This window comes from Citrobacter sp. Cf116 (assembly GCF_030336505.1).
In the GTDB taxonomy this organism is placed as follows: Bacteria; Pseudomonadota; Gammaproteobacteria; order Enterobacterales; family Enterobacteriaceae; genus Citrobacter; species Citrobacter freundii.
Genome location: NZ_JAOWEQ010000034.1, coordinates 128,525 through 146,253 on the forward strand (window position 1 = coordinate 128,525; position 17,729 = coordinate 146,253).

Here is a 17,729-nt window from a genome sequence, read left to right on the forward strand (position 1 = left end):
CAATTACCCTACGCAGCGAAGGACGGTTCGACGAATCACTAAACTTGCCCCTAGTGATAAATAGAACAGGAATTGTAACATCGGTGTAATCATCAGTATCTGGCTGTAAGGTAAGCTAATTAAGCAACTGATAGCAAAAGCGTTAAACGCCGGTGCAAAACTCAGCAACTGGAGATCCTGCTGGTCCAGTTGTTCAAGTCTCAGTAATGGCTTTGGCTGACAAACTTTCAGGATATAAATGAATAAGCTAACAAAGAGTAATGTACCAATCGCCCCCACTTCCCACAGCAGCATACTCAGGGAAGTCGAGTCGAGAATTAAGTTGTAGATAATATTCAAAAATCCCGGAGACACCGTACTACCACTGTTAGTGGCGTTGAGTCCGTAGCCAAATAACGTTCCTGAAAGCCCCCACAGATCGTTATTTTTCAACCAGAACAGGAACGTCGTAAAGCGCCCTAATTCACCGGTAGACATAATGTAGTTCGGATCAAAGATATAGCTTAAGGAGTCGATAAAAATACTTAACGAGCTTTTCGATGGATCGCCACCGAACGCCGTAGAATAATAGTACGCGAGGATCACAATCGACAGGCTAATGAGCAACAGCATTCCCGCCACAATAACCAATAACGTCTTCAGATTAACCTTACTAACGTCTTTGACGTAGCTCGGTGAGAGCCACACCCACGCCAGGAATATTGGCGATAGCAGGATGACAAACTTCACTTCACCAATTATGCATAACCCGATACCGAGAACAATATGCAGCGCCATGGATTTGAACGTGGTGAGCCCATGCTTATATTCGGAGACTTTTAACAACATAATTAACAGGCAAAACAGCCCCATTGCGGCAGTATTCCCGCCACCCATGGGGTCACCGCCAAACGTGCCAACCACGGAGTCCCATTTCTCATCTTCGCCGCGCACCGCAACGCGCTGAGGAACGACCAGTAAAACCTGATAAATCATTACCGGGATCTGCGCGTAAAAAATCCAGTACAGATAGCGTGTTACACGATAAATCTGCGACTCCCGGCAAAACCCTAGCAGCAAACAGATCATCACCAGCGACAATGCAATTTCGTTTTTAAATGCCACAATCGCGACGGTGATCCCGCCCTGAATCAACGTCGATGTCCCAGCCAGTACCAGGAACGAGAAATACAACGCCAGAACAATCGTCTCCTGCGCATCCAGTTGCAGCGAGCCATCACGCGTCTGCATCACCAATAATCCCACCATCAATAAGGTGAGGAAAAAAGGTATCCACAGCACTGACTGCATACCGGTAAAGTATTGCACCAAGCCACACAGGATCAGCGTGACAAAAGTATAAACCTGTAAATAGTATCCGGTATTCAGTGTCATATTATCACCGGCTTGTCTTTCAGGAGATTGGCTCGCTTATTCATTTTCAGATAAATGAAGGCGTAGCGAATAAATGTCAGTGAAGAAAACAAGATGACCGACGTTGCATAATCTTTATAAAAATAGGGCGTCACGACAAAAGCGAATAGTACAATCGCCAGCTGTTCCAGTTGGATACGCAGAAAATAGCGATGGGAACCAAAAATAAGTTCTATCACCGTCAGAGGGCTTATCGCCAGCGCAGGGAATAAATAGGGCAACATGTAGCGCGACGTCTCAATGGAGTTAATCCAGTCTTCGCTAAAACCGAGGCGCATCACAATCGGATAGAAAATAAAAACCCCAAGGGTACAGATAACCCCTAGTACCAGCAATAGCATACGTACCTTGGTATATTCCTGATAGTTAAAGGTATTATTTCTGAAGTCGATAGACCACTTGGAAAAAATAGTATTGCGTACCGCGTTGCCGATGATCACCACCGGTGCCAGGCAAAAGCGGCTAACCACGGAAAAATAACCCGCCGTCAGCGCCGAGAACCAAAAGTTAATCAGCATAATCGGCAAATTGCTGCTGGCCATCGCCAGCACTTCCGCACTGCCCACTTTGGTAATGTGATGAATATTCTGTTTGAAAAAATGCCAATTACTGGCGGGTCGCAGATGTCTGGCTGCCACCGAACGAATATCAAACGAATGCAAAATACAGCTTATGGTCAGCACCATCGTCGCGCAGGCCCACGACCAATAAAACAGCTGTACATAATGCGTAACCAGAACCGAAAGTAATACCACCACTGAAACAGAAATACGCTGGAAAATCAGAAAACGAAAGTTGGCCGTGCGTAGCGACAGGTTTTCCGAGATCAAAACCCACGCCGTTGCCAGCGTCAGCAAATAGAGAAACAGGATGTTCTGGTGAAACAGCCACGCGGTGAGCACGGCGTAAGGTAAGGCAATGATCGTGCTTTGGATCAGGCAAAACACAACATTCTGTACCAGTTCGTCATCCTGCTGTTTAGGAATTAACAGCTGTGATGCAAAGGTACATACCTGAGCGCCCACCACGGCGATACTGTAGTTGAGCGCATAAAGCCCCACCTCAGCCATATCGTACTTGTGTGAAATCAACCAAATAGACAGTGCACCAATCAGCTGCGAGATGACTGATGAACCGGCTATCGTGGAAGCGCTCTTCAGTAGACTCATACGCGGCCTGGCGTGGTCATCAGTTGATCGGTACTGAAGTTCAGTGAACGCAGACCTTCTTGCGTCTCAAGATCTTTTTCTTCAACCGCATTAAGTACCGCGCCAATTACCACGCCGTTATTTTCTTCCAGCTTATCCAGCGCGTTGGCGATTTGCCCGGCGGACCCCGTCCCGGCTTTCACAATGAAAATCACCCCATCAACGGCGCGTTTAATCAGTTGAACATCCTGACTCTGATTCACAGCAGCGACATCAATAATAATGCGCTGATAGTGCGATTTCAGTTCACGCATTAAGGGCTCAACGTGCCCCGACGACAGCATCAGTAAAGAAGAGATGGTTGTCTTGCCGTGCGGAATAAAATCGAGATGATCACCGAGCGTAATCCGCGCCTGTTCAAGCTGAACCTCCCCGCGCAACAGTTCCGCCAAACCTGCGGATGTTGCCGACGCCAGTTCAGAAGATAGCCCGTCAGTGTTAAAGAAATCCGCATCAATAAGCAGTGTTTTCTGGTCGAAACTAAAAGAGTTAGCTAACAGATTCGCCAACAAAGAACGCCCATCACCGTGCTCCGTCGACGCCACGGCAAGCGTCTGTAAAGGTCGATTATCCAGCATAATCCGGGTACGGATACCGTGCACAATATCGGCATTCAGCGGGTTCTTCATGATCATGTCCCGCACCTGCGCGCGCCCTGAGGTTCCGCTAAAACGACGGATTTCACCCAGCGGAGCAACATTGAGCCGTTTTTTCATGCGACTGAGAGTACCGATTGAGTTATCCATTGCCGCTTTAACAATGAAATACATGATGCTGAACACCACCACTAGCATGACCACCATCAGCAACAGCAAAGATTTATTCGGTTTCGCCGGTTTTAACGCGGGTGCCGCAGGGTCGTATAACACCGCATCAGCATTCACACCGGACAGCGACAGCTCTTGAGTACGTTGATAAAGCGATTTATACAGGTCTTCCATTTTATCTAACGACAGCTTTTGACTGTTCCAGGCATCCCGTTTTGACGCCATTTTCTGGAAGATCTCTTTCTGCTCAGTCACCTGCTGTTGATAGTTTTTTTCGTCCGCCAGCGCCGCCAGATATTGCTGGCGTAAACCGACTTTCAGCTCACCCAATACTCGTCCAGTCTGGTTTTGGATCGACTGAACATCGGCCTCTGCTTTTAAAATGGCGGGATTTTTTGGCCCGTAGACTTTACGCTGTTCGGACAACGTTCGTTGCGCCTGAATCAACGCAATGCGCAAATCCTGGATCTGAGCATGATTAGAGACCGAAGGCAGCGAGATAACGCTCTCAATGGACTTACCTCCCCCGTTCACCTCGTTATAGACGGATTCAGCGGCAACCCGACGCTGAGTTGCATCGGCAAGGCGATTGGTTACGATACTTAGCTGCTCGGTTTCAAAACCATCGATTCCACGGAAGGTCAGCAGCCCGGCATTTTTCAGATAGTTGTCCATCTCGTCTTTTTGCTTAGCTATCGACGTCTGAATCTCTTCCATTTTTTCAAAATTCAGTTCACGAGCTTGCTCCACTTTCAGACGCTTCTGCTCCACCGTGTAGTTGATGAAAGCCTGCGCGACGCCATTCGCAATGTCAGCCGCAACCTGTGGGGACGTTGATTCATAGGTAATAGACGCCAGGTTCGTCGTACGAATACCAATGACATTCAGATTTTTCGCCAGCGTTTTCAGCGCCTGTTCCATTCTCAGTTGCCGACTTTCATTGCTATCAGCCCCCCGAGCACCGGCTTTTTCCCCGGTAAACTCCGGGTTTTCATCCAGCTTCATATCACGTATGGCTTTCTCCAGCACAATACGTGAATGCATCAACGCATATTGTGTTTCGTAGTAACCACTACGCGTTGAATCGAAACCATCAACCTGTGGAAACGGAGAAACGTTATCAGCTTGCGCCTTAATCAGCACCGTCGCCGTTGAAACATACTTTGAGGACATCATACTGATTAATGGATACGCGACGACCCCAGCAACGATACCGGCCAGCGCGATTTTCCAGGCGTTCTTTTTCAGCTCTTTGGCAAAGCGGGAGAATTCGACACTGCTTTCTCGTTTTTTGCCGTTTTCCACTATAGATAGTTTCATCGTTAGAAGAACCCCATGCCAATAATCACGACATCCCCTGGATGAACAGAGTGCGTTAAATCGACATTCTCAAGCAGCTGATTGCTACCCGACAGACGAATGTTGATATCTTGACGGTCCGCACGGTCTGTAAACCCACCCGCCTGCGCAATAGACTTCTCGACGGTAAGCCCTGGCTCATAGGCGAAGCCATTTGGACTTTTCACCTCGCCTGAAACATAGTATTTGCGGAACTCGGCAATGCTCACCGTCACCATCGGAGTGGTAAAATAATCTCCGGTCAGGCGTTGAGTTAATTCTTTTGTCACTTGATCAACGGTTTTATCTTGTAATTTAAGAGCACCAACAAATGGGAAATTAATTTCCCCACTCTTATCCAAAATAAACCGCATCGTCATATCGGGTTGACCATGAACAGCGATATTGACCGTATCCCCCGCCCCAAGTCGGTAATCCTGCTGAACAGTAGCAGGATCGTCCATTAATCGCGGGCTGGACGTTGTGCATCCGACCAACAGGATACTGAAAAGCAAAACCGCGCACAGTTCTATTATTTTCATTTTAGATCTGAACCTTAGCTTTAAGCATAATCATAGAATTATCATAACCCAACGTTCTAATGACTTCCTGATTGTCGTTGGGACCGATATAAAACGAGTCAGTATCCCTATTCGAATTTAATGTATCTATCTGATATTTAATCTCAAAATTAACCGACGGCGTATAGTCATAGCTCATGGTTACGCTAAACACACCATCTTTATCATGTCGATCCTTGTTCTGTTTTTTATAGTCTTCCGAAGTGAATGAGTAGTCCAATAAAGTAGAAAAACGAGTGCCTAACCAGAAATGCTGGTAAGAAAGGCCATACTGGGTCACTAAAATATATCCCCCAACTTCCGAGGGGTCTTTAATGCTTTGCGCAGAGTGGGCCGTGAAAACAGATTGTTGTAATGGCTTCCACTCCGCTTTTATGTCCCAGTTTAGACCATTAAAATCATGCGAGTTTGCGTTGTTTTCAAATGTTTTATACAGCCATGAAATATTCATGTCGACATTGGTTTTCCCCGTCAACTGCGACTTCAGGCCATACAGCAAATAGTACTCATTAGTGTCTTTTTCTGAGTTGTTATCATAGCGACGCTGGTTAGTAATAAAACTATAGCGAAAGCGTGTTCTGGATGAGTATTGGTCAAAAACTTCCGCTATCAGGCTATTTTCATGCCATTCCTGTTCCTGAATATAATTGTAGAAGTCTTCACTGCTGTCCCGAACATCAGAAGTGTTACCGAAAGTCAGTTTTTTGTATAACAACGCCAGTTCCGCTTTGCCGCGACCATCAGGCGCACCATAGCTGTAGCGCAATTCACTATTGATAAAATTTGTCGTCAGCGGGGATTTAATCCCATATTGCTCAAATTGACTCGGTAGAAAACCCTCGGTGATGTCACGACCACGGGATTCATGCCCAAGCGAATCCTCCAGATTAAGGGTTAAACCATGCTTGAGCCCATAACGCCAGGCACCGTTAAAACGGAAAAAATGATCGTTGTAGTTATCAGCAGAATCGCTTGAGTAGTTACGGTAATCCCCGGAGTACATCAACAAATACTTATCCTGACCACGCTCTCCACTCATACTCAGCACTGGCGCTGCACTCTGAAATGAGGAACCGATAGCATCATTGCTATGTGGCTGATAAGAGACGTTATCATTATAACCGTAGTCCACAGCAACCTTGCCCTGGAAGTCTATCCCCGCAAAGCCAATGTGTGATTTCGGTGTTAAATCAGCCCATGCGGACTGCGATATCACGATTCCGGTAATAACGAGTAATTTAGTATGCATTCTTACCGACAAATCCTTTGAAAATAGTTTTAATAATAATTTTTAAATCCAGCCATAACGACCAGTTTTGAATGTACTCAATATCGTACTGAACCCGTTTTTCCATCTTATAAAGCGCATCAATTTCCCCACGGAACCCGTTGATCTGCGCAAGCCCAGTGATCCCAGGCTTAACTTTATGGCGGATCATGTAATTTTCAACCTGTTTGCGGTACTGCTCATTATGCGTAACCGCATGAGGTCTGGGACCGACAATCGACATACTTCCCTGCAAAACGTTAATAAATTGCGGAAGTTCATCCAGCGAAGTGCGGCGTAAAAAGCTCCCGAATTTGGTTACCCGCGGATCGTTTTTCGTGGCCTGAACAACCGTATCGGAATTCTCCATGACGCGCATAGAACGAAACTTCCAGACCTTAATTTTTTGCCCGCTAAGACCATAGCGGTCCTGTTTGAAAAACACCGGCCCGCGGGACGTGAGTTTGATACCAATGGCAATAGCCAGCATCAGGGAGGAAATCATCACCATAATGATGCTGCCAAGAACCAGATCTTCCGCCCGCTTAATAAACGACCCCGCCCCTTCAAACGGTGAACTGAAGATACCGATAGTTTGCAGGTTGTGGATGGAGCGTAACTTGGACATGTTGTTACTATAGGTATAAAAGTCAGGGACAATATAGGTATCTACGGTGGTGTCAGACATCATCGCTAAAAAATGACGAATTCGGTGTAAAGCAACCATCGGTAAAGCGATGTAGATTTCGTCTATATTTCCCTGCCGGGCTTCCTCAACCAGATTGATCACCGGACCACGAAAGGGACTTTTAACTTTATCAACGATATCGCCACAGCGAGATAAGGCGCGCTCATCATAAAAAGCCAAATCTAATGTGATATTGGCGTATTCATTCATTAGCGCAGTTTCTGCAGCCAGACCATTGTCGGTCAGACCAATAATCGCCACGCGTATACTCTTTTTCGTTGAATACTTAAAAATAAAAAAGCGAATGTAGTAAAGAAAAGGTAATGGAATGAAGTACCAGTAAATAATCGCTGAATAAAATGGTGAAGGCAGTCTGTCTAAGTAGCCGAGTGATTCAGGCTCAGCCACCGTCATACTGACCAGTTCGTTAAAAAAAATCGCCAGCAGCGTACAAAAAACCAAGCGTTTTTGATTACGTAAACCGATCGTCTTAATCTTTTGCTGGTACATTTTAATGTATTCAGCAAACAGTAAGAAAAAGATCGAGAAGAGAAGACTCAAAATCGCAATGGTGTTAAAGGGCAGCAAACCCAACAGATGGGCGCTAAAAATTAACACCACATTGATAACAATGAAATCGACCAGTTTTAAAAAGACTGGATATCCTTGGCTGCTAATCTTTAGCGATTTTTTAAGCATATCTCAGCCCATTATTTATTGATCTTTAATTGTTTTTTTCTCATTTCATGTTGCTAATTATATCACAAGTCTAAAAAACGCAATGGTACATTGTCAGTAAATGTAAAAAATAATACTCATTACTGTGACAAACCTCTCCAGAAAAATCGTATCTATATGATTTTAATGCAAATAAAATCAATAACAGTTTTATCCACCTCAGCAAAAAAGATAATATTTAACAACATCATTGCTATTGACAGGTAACAATTCATGGTCTATGAAAAAGTGTTTTATGTATGATGAATTGCAAAAAATATTGTTTCATTGACGCTGAATCACCTTAGAGGTGCTGTTTAATACGGTAATTAAAATAAAAACAACGGCCTTAAGACAACATTTCAAATGATATTAATAATAAAGTTAATTACTTTTTATTATAATAAAACAACAAATATCATCATCGCGAATATATCATGCCGTAACTCTTAAAAAGCGGACCCGAACCATCAGCCCACCCAATGTCTCACTACGTGTTAACTGAGGATGCGTGCGGTGCAGACGAGCAATATCATTAACCAGCGCCAGGCCGATCCCGGCGCCTGGGATATTGCCTACGTTATCAAGACGATGAAACGGTAGCAGAGCCTGATGAACCATCTGCTCGTCTATGCCCGGCCCACTATCTTCGACTACCAGCACCACGGCCTCTCCTTCTCTTTGCAGCCGGGCGGTCACCATCCCCTGCGTCGGCGTGTATTTCAGTGCGTTATCCAGCAGATTCCCACACAGTTCGCCGAGCAGCACTTCATCTCCCTCAACCCATACCGCGTCCTGATCCCCTTCATAGCCCAGATCGATCCCTTTACTACGCGCTTGCGCCAGTCGGGTAAAACAGCTGGTTTGCACCACCTCATACAGATTAACCGGCGAGAAATGCCTTTCCCCTTGCTCTTTGCGCTTCACCGCAGACAACTGCAACAGCCTCTCTGTCAGTTGAATGGTGTTATCCAGCGTGGTACTCATGGCTTGCAGACTCTCGTACCACTGCTGCGGCTGCTGACTGGCGAGAGCCACCGCCGCCTGAGTTTTCAGCACTGCCAACGGCGTTTTAAGCTGATGGGAAGCATCCGCGCTGAAGCGCTCCTGGCGAGAAATCAGGCCGCGAAGTCGGTCCAGATAGCGGTTAAACGCCACAATCAGTAGACGGGTTTCCGACCACGGCAGCAGCTCCGGCAGCGGCGTCAGTAGCCCCGGCTCACGACGCACCATCAGCGATGACAGCTGGCGCATCGGGCGTAGCACCCGGCGCAGCAGCCAGCCAACCAGCACCAGAGTCAGTAGTACCAGCAGCCCTTGCGAGACCCACGAGGAAAACAACAGCTGTCGCGCCAGATAACGCCGCGATTGCAGCGTTTCGGCAACATAAATCTCCGCCATGCCAACAATGCCACCTTCGTTGACAGGCTGCAGCAGACGCGCCACACGGATTGCCTCACCGCGATATTCAGTGTGATAAAACCATGCCAGCGCCGGATAAAGCCGCGTGCGCGAGGTAGCAGGCGGCATCGCCGGTAAATCGTCATAACCAGAGATAACCTTCCCCGCCGGATCAACCACTTTGTAATACAGTCGGTCGTTCATATTCAATTCAAAGCTGTCCAGCACCACCCATGGCACATTCACTTCTAACTGTTTATTGCGCACCACCAGCCGCTCGGAGACGGTCCTGGCGGATGAAAGCAGCGTGCGGTCATACGCCTGGGTCGCCGCCTGTAGCGCACTGACATAGCTGTTAAATGCTGACAGGCCCCACAGCAACATTAGCGGCAGGCCCAAAAACATCAGCAGTTGCAGGTATAACGATTGGGGTTTAACCCACTTCATCGCTACGCTCCAGCACATAGCCCAGACCACGCAACGTGGCGATGCGCACATCACTTCCCTGTAGCTTTTTGCGCAAACGATGGATATACAGCTCAATGCTTTCAGGACTGACCTCATCACTCAGGCTGAAGACCTGCTCAAACAACTGCTGGCGTGAAACCGGTCGCAACCGACGGTACATCAGCACCGTCAACAGCGCCTGTTCGCGCGGCGTGAGCGCCAACGGCTGCCCCTGCAAGAGAAAATAGCCTTCATCGTGAAACGCCAGTTCCCCCAGTTGCTGGATGCCTTGTACCTGCCCCGCGCTGCGCCGTAGCAAGGCCCGCAGCCGGGCATCCAACTCCTCGATTTCAAACGGCTTTGCCAGATAATCATCGGCCCCGACGTTCAGTCCCTTCACCCGATCGGCCACCGCGCTGCGCGCCGTAAGCAGCAGAACGGGAAGCGTCTGTCCGCGTTTACGCAGGCGCTGAACGACTTCGAGGCCGTCCAGCCCCGGCATATTGATATCCAGCACCGCCAGCGCGTACGTTTCACTATGTAAAAGGTGATCGGCCGCCAGGCCATCAAAAACGCAGTCAACGGCAAAACCGTTTTGCACCAGCGCTTTCTCCAGCCAGTGAGCTAACTCACGGTTATCTTCCGCTAATAAGAGACGCATATCACATCCTGTAAAGTTTCTGCCGCATTGAAAGGGAATTGAAAGGTTAATGTTTTAACAATCACGCAACCGAACTGCTACACATCGGCTCACATAATCACAAAAATCTTCTTCCGTACCCGAAAATCCGGTTTTCCGGCGTGAGGATAAACAATGAAAAAACAGTTACTTCGTACCCTTACTGCAAGCATTTTACTGATGAGTACCTCTGTACTGGCCGAACAAGCGCCATCGCGCACTGAATGTATCGCCCCTGCTAAACCCGGCGGTGGTTTCGATCTCACCTGTAAGTTGATTCAGGTGAGCATGATGGAAACCGGCGCTATCGAAAAACCGATGCGCGTAACCTACATGCCCGGCGGCGTTGGTGCCGTGGCCTATAACGCTATCGTCGCTCAACGCCCGGCTGAAGCGGGAACCGTGGTGGCCTTCTCCGGCGGCTCCCTGCTGAACCTGTCTCAGGGCAAGTTTGGTCGCTACGGTGTGGATGATGTCCGCTGGCTGGCAAGTGTCGGCACCGACTACGGCATGATTGCCGTACGTCAGGATGCGCCATGGAAGACGCTGAAAGATCTGCTTACGGCAATGGAGAAAGACCCTAACAGCGTGGTCATTGGCGCAGGTGCTTCTATCGGTAGCCAGGACTGGATCAAGTCGGCGCTGCTGGCGCAAAAAGCCAATGTCGATCCGCATAAGATGCGCTATGTGGCTTTTGAAGGCGGTGGCGAACCGGTTACCGCATTGATGGGAAATCACGTACAGGTGGTTTCCGGCGATCTCAGTGAGATGGTGCCCTACCTCAGCGGCGACAAAATCCGCGTGCTCGCGGTGTTCTCTGATGAACGCCTACCGGGCCAGTTAGCCAACGTGCCAACCGCCAAAGAGCAGGGTTATGACCTCGTGTGGCCTATCATTCGTGGCTTCTACGTTGGGCCAAAAGTCAGCGACGCTGAGTATCAGTGGTGGGTTGATGCCTTTAACAAACTCCAGCAGACCGATGAGTTTAAAAAACAACGCGATCTGCGCGGTCTGTTTGAGTTCAACATGAGCGGCAAACAGCTCGACGACTACGTGAAAAAACAGGTTACGGATTATCGTGAGCAGGCGAAAGCCTTCGGTCTGGCGAAGTAAACGCAGAGGCAAAGATGATGAGCGATCGTATTTTTGCAGGTATCTGGCTGTTGCTCTGCATAGCCGGGCTGTTCGTGGCCTGGCAAATCAGCAGCGAATACAGCTATGAACCCGTAGGGCCGCGTCCCTTCCCGCTGGGCATTATCAGTCTGATGTTGGTATGCGCCGTGGCGCTGCTGTTGCGCCATCCGGATACCATCAGTTGGCCCCGTCGCCACGTGCTGCAAAAGCTGCTGACGATGGTAATTGTTCTGTTGATGTACGCCTGGGGTTTTGAGTGGCTCGGTTTTCCCATCGCCACTGCCATTCTCACCGTGGTGATTGGCATGCTGTTCGGCGCAACCATCCCGGCTGCGGGTATTTCCGGCGCGGTGCTCGGCATTCTGCTGTGGTATGCCTTTGACCGACTGCTTGACGTCACCTTACCACTCGGCGCCTGGCTGGGTTAACGGAGAAACGATGGATACCTGGATTTATCTTTCTCAGGGTTTCGCGGTGGCAATGACGCCGGAAAACCTGGTCATCGCCTTGATAGGCTGTTTTGTAGGCACCATTGTGGGTTTGCTGCCTGGCCTTGGGCCAATCAACGGCGTGGCGATCCTGCTGCCGCTGGCCTTTGCTTTGCATCTGCCCGCAGAATCCGCGCTGATCCTGCTGGCTACGGTCTACATTGGCTGTGAATATGGCGGGCGCATCTCCTCCATCCTGCTGAATGTTCCCGGCGATGCGGCGGCGATTATGACCGCGCTGGATGGTTATCCGATGGCGCAGCAAGGACGCGGCGGCGTGGCGCTCTCTATCTCGGCGGTCAGCTCTTTCTTTGGTTCACTTATCGCCATCGGCGGCATCATTCTGTTTGCCCCGGCGTTAGCCCAATGGTCGCTGGCCTTCGGTCCGGCAGAATACTTTGCCTTAATGGTTTTCGCCATTGCCTGTCTCGGCAGCATGATGGCGCAAAATCCGCTGAAATCATTTCTGGCAGCGCTTATCGGTCTCGGACTTGCGACCGTCGGCGTAGACGCCAACACCGGGGTTTATCGCTTTACTTTTGACAGTGTCCATCTCTCCGACGGTGTGCAGTTTATCGTAGTGGTGATTGGGCTGTTCTCTGTCTCTGAAATACTGTTAATGCTGGAACATACCAGCAGTGGCCAGACGCTGGTGCGTAAAACGGGCCGCATGTTGTTCAACGCCAAAGAAGGCGCACAGTGCGTAGGAGCCACCCTGCGTTCATCAGTGATTGGCTTTTTCGTCGGCGTTCTGCCTGGCGCTGGCGCCACCATTGCCAGTGCCATCACCTACATGACCGAGAAAAAGCTCAGCGGCAACAGCGACAGCTTTGGCAAGGGGGATATTCGTGGCGTAGCGGCACCAGAAGCCGCCAACAACGCCTCGGCCTGCGGCTCTTTCATCCCAATGCTGACGCTCGGCGTGCCGGGCTCCGGTACCACGGCGGTGATGATGGGTGCGCTGACGCTGTACAACATCACCCCGGGGCCGGCGATGTTCACTGAACAGCCGGATATCGTCTGGGGGCTGATTGCGGCGCTGCTGATCGCTAACGTAATGCTGCTGGTGATGAACATTCCACTGATCGGTCTGTTTACCCGCATGCTGACCATTCCGCTGTGGTTTTTGGTACCCGCTATTGCGGCAGTCTCCGCGGTAGGTGTGTACGCTGTCCACAGCACTACCTTCGATTTGGTGTTGATGGTCGCCCTCGGCGTGCTGGGCTACATTTTGCGTAAAATGCACTTCCCAATGTCGCCATTGATTCTGGGCTTCGTTCTCGGGGAAATGCTGGAGCAGAACCTGCGCCGGGCGTTGTCTATCAGTAACGGGAGTATGGATATTCTGTGGGCCAGCGGCGTGGCGAAAGTGCTGCTGGTGATGGCGGTACTGGTTATCGTGGTCCCGCCGGTGCTGCGCATGATCCGTAAACGCAACAGCAAACCGCAGGTGGATATCGGTTAGTAACGCGCCTTGTCCGGCCTACGATTAATCGCCACTGTAGGCCGGATAAGCGCAGCGCCATCCGGCATTTTCATCTTATTCATCTTAATTCCTGAACTGCACTAAGAACGTGTTCAACAAACCGTGTCAGCTTGGGCAACGGACGCAAATCCTGTCGCCACAGCAAATGAATCGGTCGCGGCTGTGGCGTAAATCCTTCCAGAATACGAACCAACTTGCCAGTAGTCAGCTCTTCTGCCAACAGCACCTCCGGTTGCAATAACAGCCCAGCCCCCGCTACCGCCGCCATACGCAGTCCATGACCATCGTTACAGCGCAGGATCGCATCGCGTTTCCATCTGACTTCCCCCGTCACGCCAGGCAGTATCCACTCGTTGCGGGCCGTCCACACGGTATGGGACAGACACAGATGATCCACCAGATCCGCGGGCGTCCGGGGGGTGCCATGGCGGGCAAGATATTCTGGCGAAGCACAAATTGCCATACGGTAGGGACACAGGTATTTCGCCACCACGTCAGTCTGATGGATATCGCCAATGCGGATCGCCAGATCAACACCTTCATTAACCAGATCAACCATCCGGTTGGTTAGATCCAGTTCAATGCGCACCTCTGGCCAGGTCTGTAAAAACGCAGCGGCCAGTGGCGAGATCACGCAAGCGCCAAAAGACGTGGGCGCGCTTATGCGCAGCGTCCCTGCTGGTGCCAGCCGCAGACGCTCTACCGAACGTTCAGCTATCGATACCTGCTCCAGCACGCGACGAGCTTCTTCAAAATAGACGCGTCCGGCATCGGTCAGACTCTGGCGACGCGTATTGCGCTCCAGCAAACGCGTGCCGAGCTGCGCTTCCAGTTGGGCGATATATTTTCCCACCATCACCGCAGACATCTCGAGCCTCGTCGCCGCAGAAGTAAAGCTCCCGCTCTCCACCACGGCGACAAACGTTTCCATGCCGCGTAACTTATCCATATTGCAAACCTCTGGTTAGTAATCATCTAACTTTTAGCCAGTTTATCCGATTTCATTTTCATTAAAGAATAGCGGCTCACACTATTGCGGAGGTGGTTATGAAAATCGTCATTATTGGTGCCAGTGGTACAGTGGGTCGCGCAGTCACAGAAACGTTAAGCCGTAAACATGAGGTGATCCGCGTAGGTCGCACGCAGGGGGATTACCAGGTCGATATCACCTCGCAGGAGAGTGTCGAGGCATTGTTCGAAAAAGTCGGTCGGGTAGATGCGATCGTTTCCGCCACCGGCAATCTGTTCTTTGGACCGCTGTCGACAATGACCGACCAGGACTTTAATCAGGGGCTTCAGGATAAACTGTTAGGCCAGATACGTCTGGCCTTAACCGGGCAGCATTTCCTCAATGATGGCGGTTCGATAACGTTAATTAGCGGCATTATCGCCCACGAGCCCATCGCACAAGGCGCAAATGCGGCAACGATCAATGCCGGTCTGGAAGGATTTGTGCGCGCTGCTGCCTGTGAGCTAGAGCGTGGTCAGCGTATTAACCTGATAAGTCCGACCGTACTGAGTGAATCCGCCGAAGCCTTTGACGGGTTCTTCCCCGGCTTTGAAAGCGTCCCCGCCGTCACGGTCGCCAACGCCTATCGCCGCAGCGTCGAAGGCATCCAGAGCGGGCGCATTTATAAAGTGGGTTACTGTTAACCGCTTTTTCTCGCCTCTTACGTCATCAGTAAGAGGCGAGGAGTCGCATATTTCAGGCACCCGTTTCGTTTCTGATCCGCGCATTGATGTATTCCACGGCCTGCGTGACGTCCATAATGCCGTTAATCGCATTCGTCACGCCTTGCCCGATAATAATCTCTGCCTGTCGCAGGTTAAAAGACTCACCTTTACTTCCCTGAGACTCCCGTATTCCCGTCATGCCTTTTTCATTCAGTAAATTAAACCACGGGTAGAGATTGAGAACATTTTGATCGTGACATATTCCAGACCAGGCGCTGTTGCCCCCCAATAGAACCAGATGGCGCGAAATTTCATCGGAATAAAGCCAATGAAAAAACTGCTCAACCTGTTTTTTCTTCTTACTGTAGCGAGACATTCCAATAGAGCCACCGCCCAATTGTGGAAGCTGCCCCGGAACGGGAGCATAGCCGATCGTGGGGGCGATGGTCGTATGCGCAACATCGTTAAACAAATTGAGATACATAATCAGCATGGCGAGATTTCCACGCTCAAACTGTTTAACCGCATCACTCCACCACTCACCAGGGAGATTCACGGCGATAGAAAGCTGGTGCAGATATTCTTCGAGTGCAGCGGCAGCAAGCGAAGCATCAAGTTGTACCGGCTCGCCCTCACGCACCAATCGTCCACCTAACGCGTAGTAACGTAGCAAGTACTCAGTGGCGATAAGTCCTGAGCTGCCCAACGTCACCGCCGTTCCCATTGGGCGCTGTCTGTTTTCTGGCTGATGCAATTGACTAAAGAAAGCGGCAATCTCATCAAATTGTGCGAAATTCTCTGGTAGCGTTAACTCTTTGCCTGTTGATTCATAAAACATCCGTTTAATCGTCGCATCTTCAAACAGATCTCGTCGATAAAACAGAAGCTGCATACTGGCATCAAAGGGAATTGCCCATGCAGTCCCATTCACCAGGCTGAAGTGCTGCTGAATTTGCTCAGAGAAGTTATCCAGCAATAACGGGAGTTCGGGGGAGACCGACTCCAGCGGCAATAATGCTTTTTCTGCAAACCAGGGAAAACATGCCATATCGATTCGCAGTAAATCGTAATAAGGGTGCAGGTGAAGATGAGAGAGAATTTCAAAAACCTCATCATACGGATAAACCGCAAGATTAACCTTAATACCGGTCTGGCGATAAAAGTGAGGTAACAGTTTCTTCAGCGCATCGGTCGAAGGGCTGGGCAAAATTAACATATTCAGCGTCGCCTCCGTCTCATGAGGCGGAGCGTATTGCCCATTCCAGGAAAAACCGCAATTCGTCAGAATACGGTGCTTCTCTTTACTTTTGGGTTGGCGAATACATGAAGCAATAGTTGTCCCCAGGCGGGCATAATCCATCTGATAGCTGGTGATTCCATCAAAAGATGCAGGAAGATTATCACTCAGTTGTACTATCGGCGGGCAGGACTGAGAACTCCCAAACCAGGACGCTTGCGTCAACGCACGCGTCTTCTCACTGTCCTGAACAATAAACAGATCGGGTATCGCCCCCCGGAAAAAGTCAAACGCGACGGTGTTAACTTCACTGGCATGCGCAGGTATAACCGTAAGCTTTGTGTGCGGACTTAACTCCCGGCATACCTTCTGTATCGCTTGAGTAAAGCGTGCGCTGTGGGCAAATTCCAGCGGCTCGCAGAAAACACCAATATGACCCGGCAACTGCGCCAGTGCCCTTCTTGCGGTTTCTTCCCCTGCGGTCACATAGTCAAGGCTAAAATAACAAACTGCACCGGCTGGCTGGCGATACGCAAAAAGCACATTCTCCGGGGAGAGCCTGAGCATATCGTAATAGGGCTGGCTGTTGTCCAGGCAACTCACGGTAACAACAGCCTGGTAAGACTTTGCCGCCAGTGTTTGCAAAATATCCAGTTCCAGATTGGGCAAATCATTAGTCAGGTAAAGATCAACCGGTTCGCTGAGTGAAGGTTGCCAGGCCTGGTGTAATCCCCGATAAAGTTGATAGTAACGTTCCGCATTGATGTCCGGCAGAATCAAGGCCACTCCCTGACTTTTGCTGGCTCTCAATGATTGCGCCTGCGCATTCAACTGATAGCCAACTTCTCGGGCCGCACGTTGAACCGCTTCAATCTTCTCAACGCTTACATTTCCTCTGCCATTGAGCACATTCGAGACAGTCCCATGCGATACACCGGCAATTCTTGCTATGTCTTTGATAGTTGGCATTTTTACACCCTTCCCCTGATGTTTTGATGCTAGCACGGCGCTCATCAGGAAACTATCTCCAGCAAGATAATTTGAACGTTACAATATTAAAAAGTGCATTTTATCAACACATTCTTATAACCACCTCTCAACCCCACATAGCACGAAGAAATGAACTAAAAATCTCAACACCATGAAATATAAAAATAAATTATTAAATTCTTGAAGAGGATCACTTATGCAACAAAAGATCGTT

General features: G+C 49.6%; 14 protein-coding genes. 4 read left to right on the forward strand and 10 right to left on the reverse strand.

All coding sequences use genetic code 11. From position 1 onward, the window contains the following. Nucleotides 1-3 precede the first annotated feature (3 nt). The 8 genes from OGV74_RS06080 to tctD all read right to left on the reverse strand — a co-directional run bounded on the left by OGV74_RS06080 (nt 4) and on the right by tctD (nt 10,488). Nucleotides 4-1,374 (reverse strand): hypothetical protein, encoded by a 1,371-nt coding sequence (locus tag OGV74_RS06080; RefSeq protein ID WP_016150849.1) that lies wholly within the window; start codon nt 1,372-1,374, stop codon nt 4-6. Then, nucleotides 1,371-2,582, reverse strand: coding sequence for a lipopolysaccharide biosynthesis protein (locus OGV74_RS06085; RefSeq protein WP_016150850.1), 1,212 nt, complete (start codon nt 2,580-2,582; stop codon nt 1,371-1,373). Before OGV74_RS06085 ends, OGV74_RS06080 begins: the two co-directional genes overlap by 4 nt. Then, nucleotides 2,579-4,708: a GumC family protein gene (locus OGV74_RS06090; RefSeq protein WP_286520534.1), complete on the reverse strand. Its 2,130-nt coding sequence runs from the start codon at nt 4,706-4,708 to the stop codon at nt 2,579-2,581. Before OGV74_RS06090 ends, OGV74_RS06085 begins: the two co-directional genes overlap by 4 nt. A gap of 2 nt (nt 4,709-4,710) precedes the next feature. Next, nucleotides 4,711-5,268 carry a polysaccharide biosynthesis/export family protein gene (locus OGV74_RS06095; protein WP_003037180.1) on the reverse strand — a complete coding sequence of 186 codons (558 nt, stop codon included), beginning with the start codon at nt 5,266-5,268 and terminating at the stop codon, nt 4,711-4,713. A 1-nt stretch (nt 5,269) separates the two neighbouring features. Then, the gene (locus OGV74_RS06100; RefSeq protein ID WP_086504460.1) at nt 5,270-6,556 is read right to left on the reverse strand and encodes an outer membrane beta-barrel protein; all 1,287 of its coding nucleotides are present in this window, start codon (nt 6,554-6,556) and stop codon (nt 5,270-5,272) included. Further along, nucleotides 6,546-7,961, reverse strand: a complete 1,416-nt coding sequence (locus tag OGV74_RS06105; protein WP_086504461.1) for an undecaprenyl-phosphate glucose phosphotransferase — start codon at nt 7,959-7,961, stop codon at nt 6,546-6,548. The genes OGV74_RS06100 and OGV74_RS06105 overlap by 11 nt, the downstream gene beginning before the upstream one ends. 453 nt (nt 7,962-8,414) lie before the next feature. Then, nucleotides 8,415-9,827 (reverse strand): sensor histidine kinase, encoded by a 1,413-nt coding sequence (locus OGV74_RS06110; protein WP_086504462.1) that lies wholly within the window; start codon nt 9,825-9,827, stop codon nt 8,415-8,417. Continuing rightward, nucleotides 9,814-10,488: a transcriptional regulator TctD gene (gene tctD, locus OGV74_RS06115; RefSeq protein WP_003826032.1), complete on the reverse strand. Its 675-nt coding sequence runs from the start codon at nt 10,486-10,488 to the stop codon at nt 9,814-9,816. Before tctD ends, OGV74_RS06110 begins: the two co-directional genes overlap by 14 nt. A 153-nt stretch (nt 10,489-10,641) precedes the next feature. On the opposite strand from tctD, the gene OGV74_RS06120 reads away from it, so the two are divergent. Genes OGV74_RS06120 through OGV74_RS06130 form a run of 3 tightly spaced genes read left to right on the forward strand, consistent with a single transcriptional unit; the run spans nt 10,642 to nt 13,593 of the window. Then, nucleotides 10,642-11,619 carry a Bug family tripartite tricarboxylate transporter substrate binding protein gene (locus tag OGV74_RS06120; protein ID WP_086504463.1) on the forward strand — a complete coding sequence of 326 codons (978 nt, stop codon included), beginning with the start codon at nt 10,642-10,644 and terminating at the stop codon, nt 11,617-11,619. Between the two features lie 14 nt (nt 11,620-11,633). After that, nucleotides 11,634-12,068, forward strand: a complete 435-nt coding sequence (locus tag OGV74_RS06125) for a tripartite tricarboxylate transporter TctB family protein (protein WP_008321484.1) — start codon at nt 11,634-11,636, stop codon at nt 12,066-12,068. A 10-nt stretch (nt 12,069-12,078) separates the two neighbouring features. Further along, nucleotides 12,079-13,593 (forward strand): tripartite tricarboxylate transporter permease, encoded by a 1,515-nt coding sequence (locus OGV74_RS06130; protein WP_003826025.1) that lies wholly within the window; start codon nt 12,079-12,081, stop codon nt 13,591-13,593. A 79-nt stretch (nt 13,594-13,672) separates the two neighbouring features. Here the strand turns inward: OGV74_RS06130 and OGV74_RS06135 are convergent, their stop codons facing one another. Continuing rightward, complete coding sequence (locus OGV74_RS06135; RefSeq protein WP_086504464.1) at nt 13,673-14,563, reverse strand: LysR substrate-binding domain-containing protein; 891 nt, start codon at nt 14,561-14,563, stop codon at nt 13,673-13,675. Between the two features lie 98 nt (nt 14,564-14,661). On the opposite strand from OGV74_RS06135, the gene OGV74_RS06140 reads away from it, so the two are divergent. Beyond that, nucleotides 14,662-15,267 carry a short chain dehydrogenase gene (locus tag OGV74_RS06140; RefSeq protein ID WP_003037207.1) on the forward strand — a complete coding sequence of 202 codons (606 nt, stop codon included), beginning with the start codon at nt 14,662-14,664 and terminating at the stop codon, nt 15,265-15,267. Between the two features lie 52 nt (nt 15,268-15,319). Here OGV74_RS06140 and OGV74_RS06145 read toward each other — a convergent pair whose 3' ends face one another. Further along, complete coding sequence (locus OGV74_RS06145) at nt 15,320-17,494, reverse strand: extracellular solute-binding protein (RefSeq protein WP_061548184.1); 2,175 nt, start codon at nt 17,492-17,494, stop codon at nt 15,320-15,322. Nucleotides 17,495-17,729: the final 235 nt, after the last annotated feature.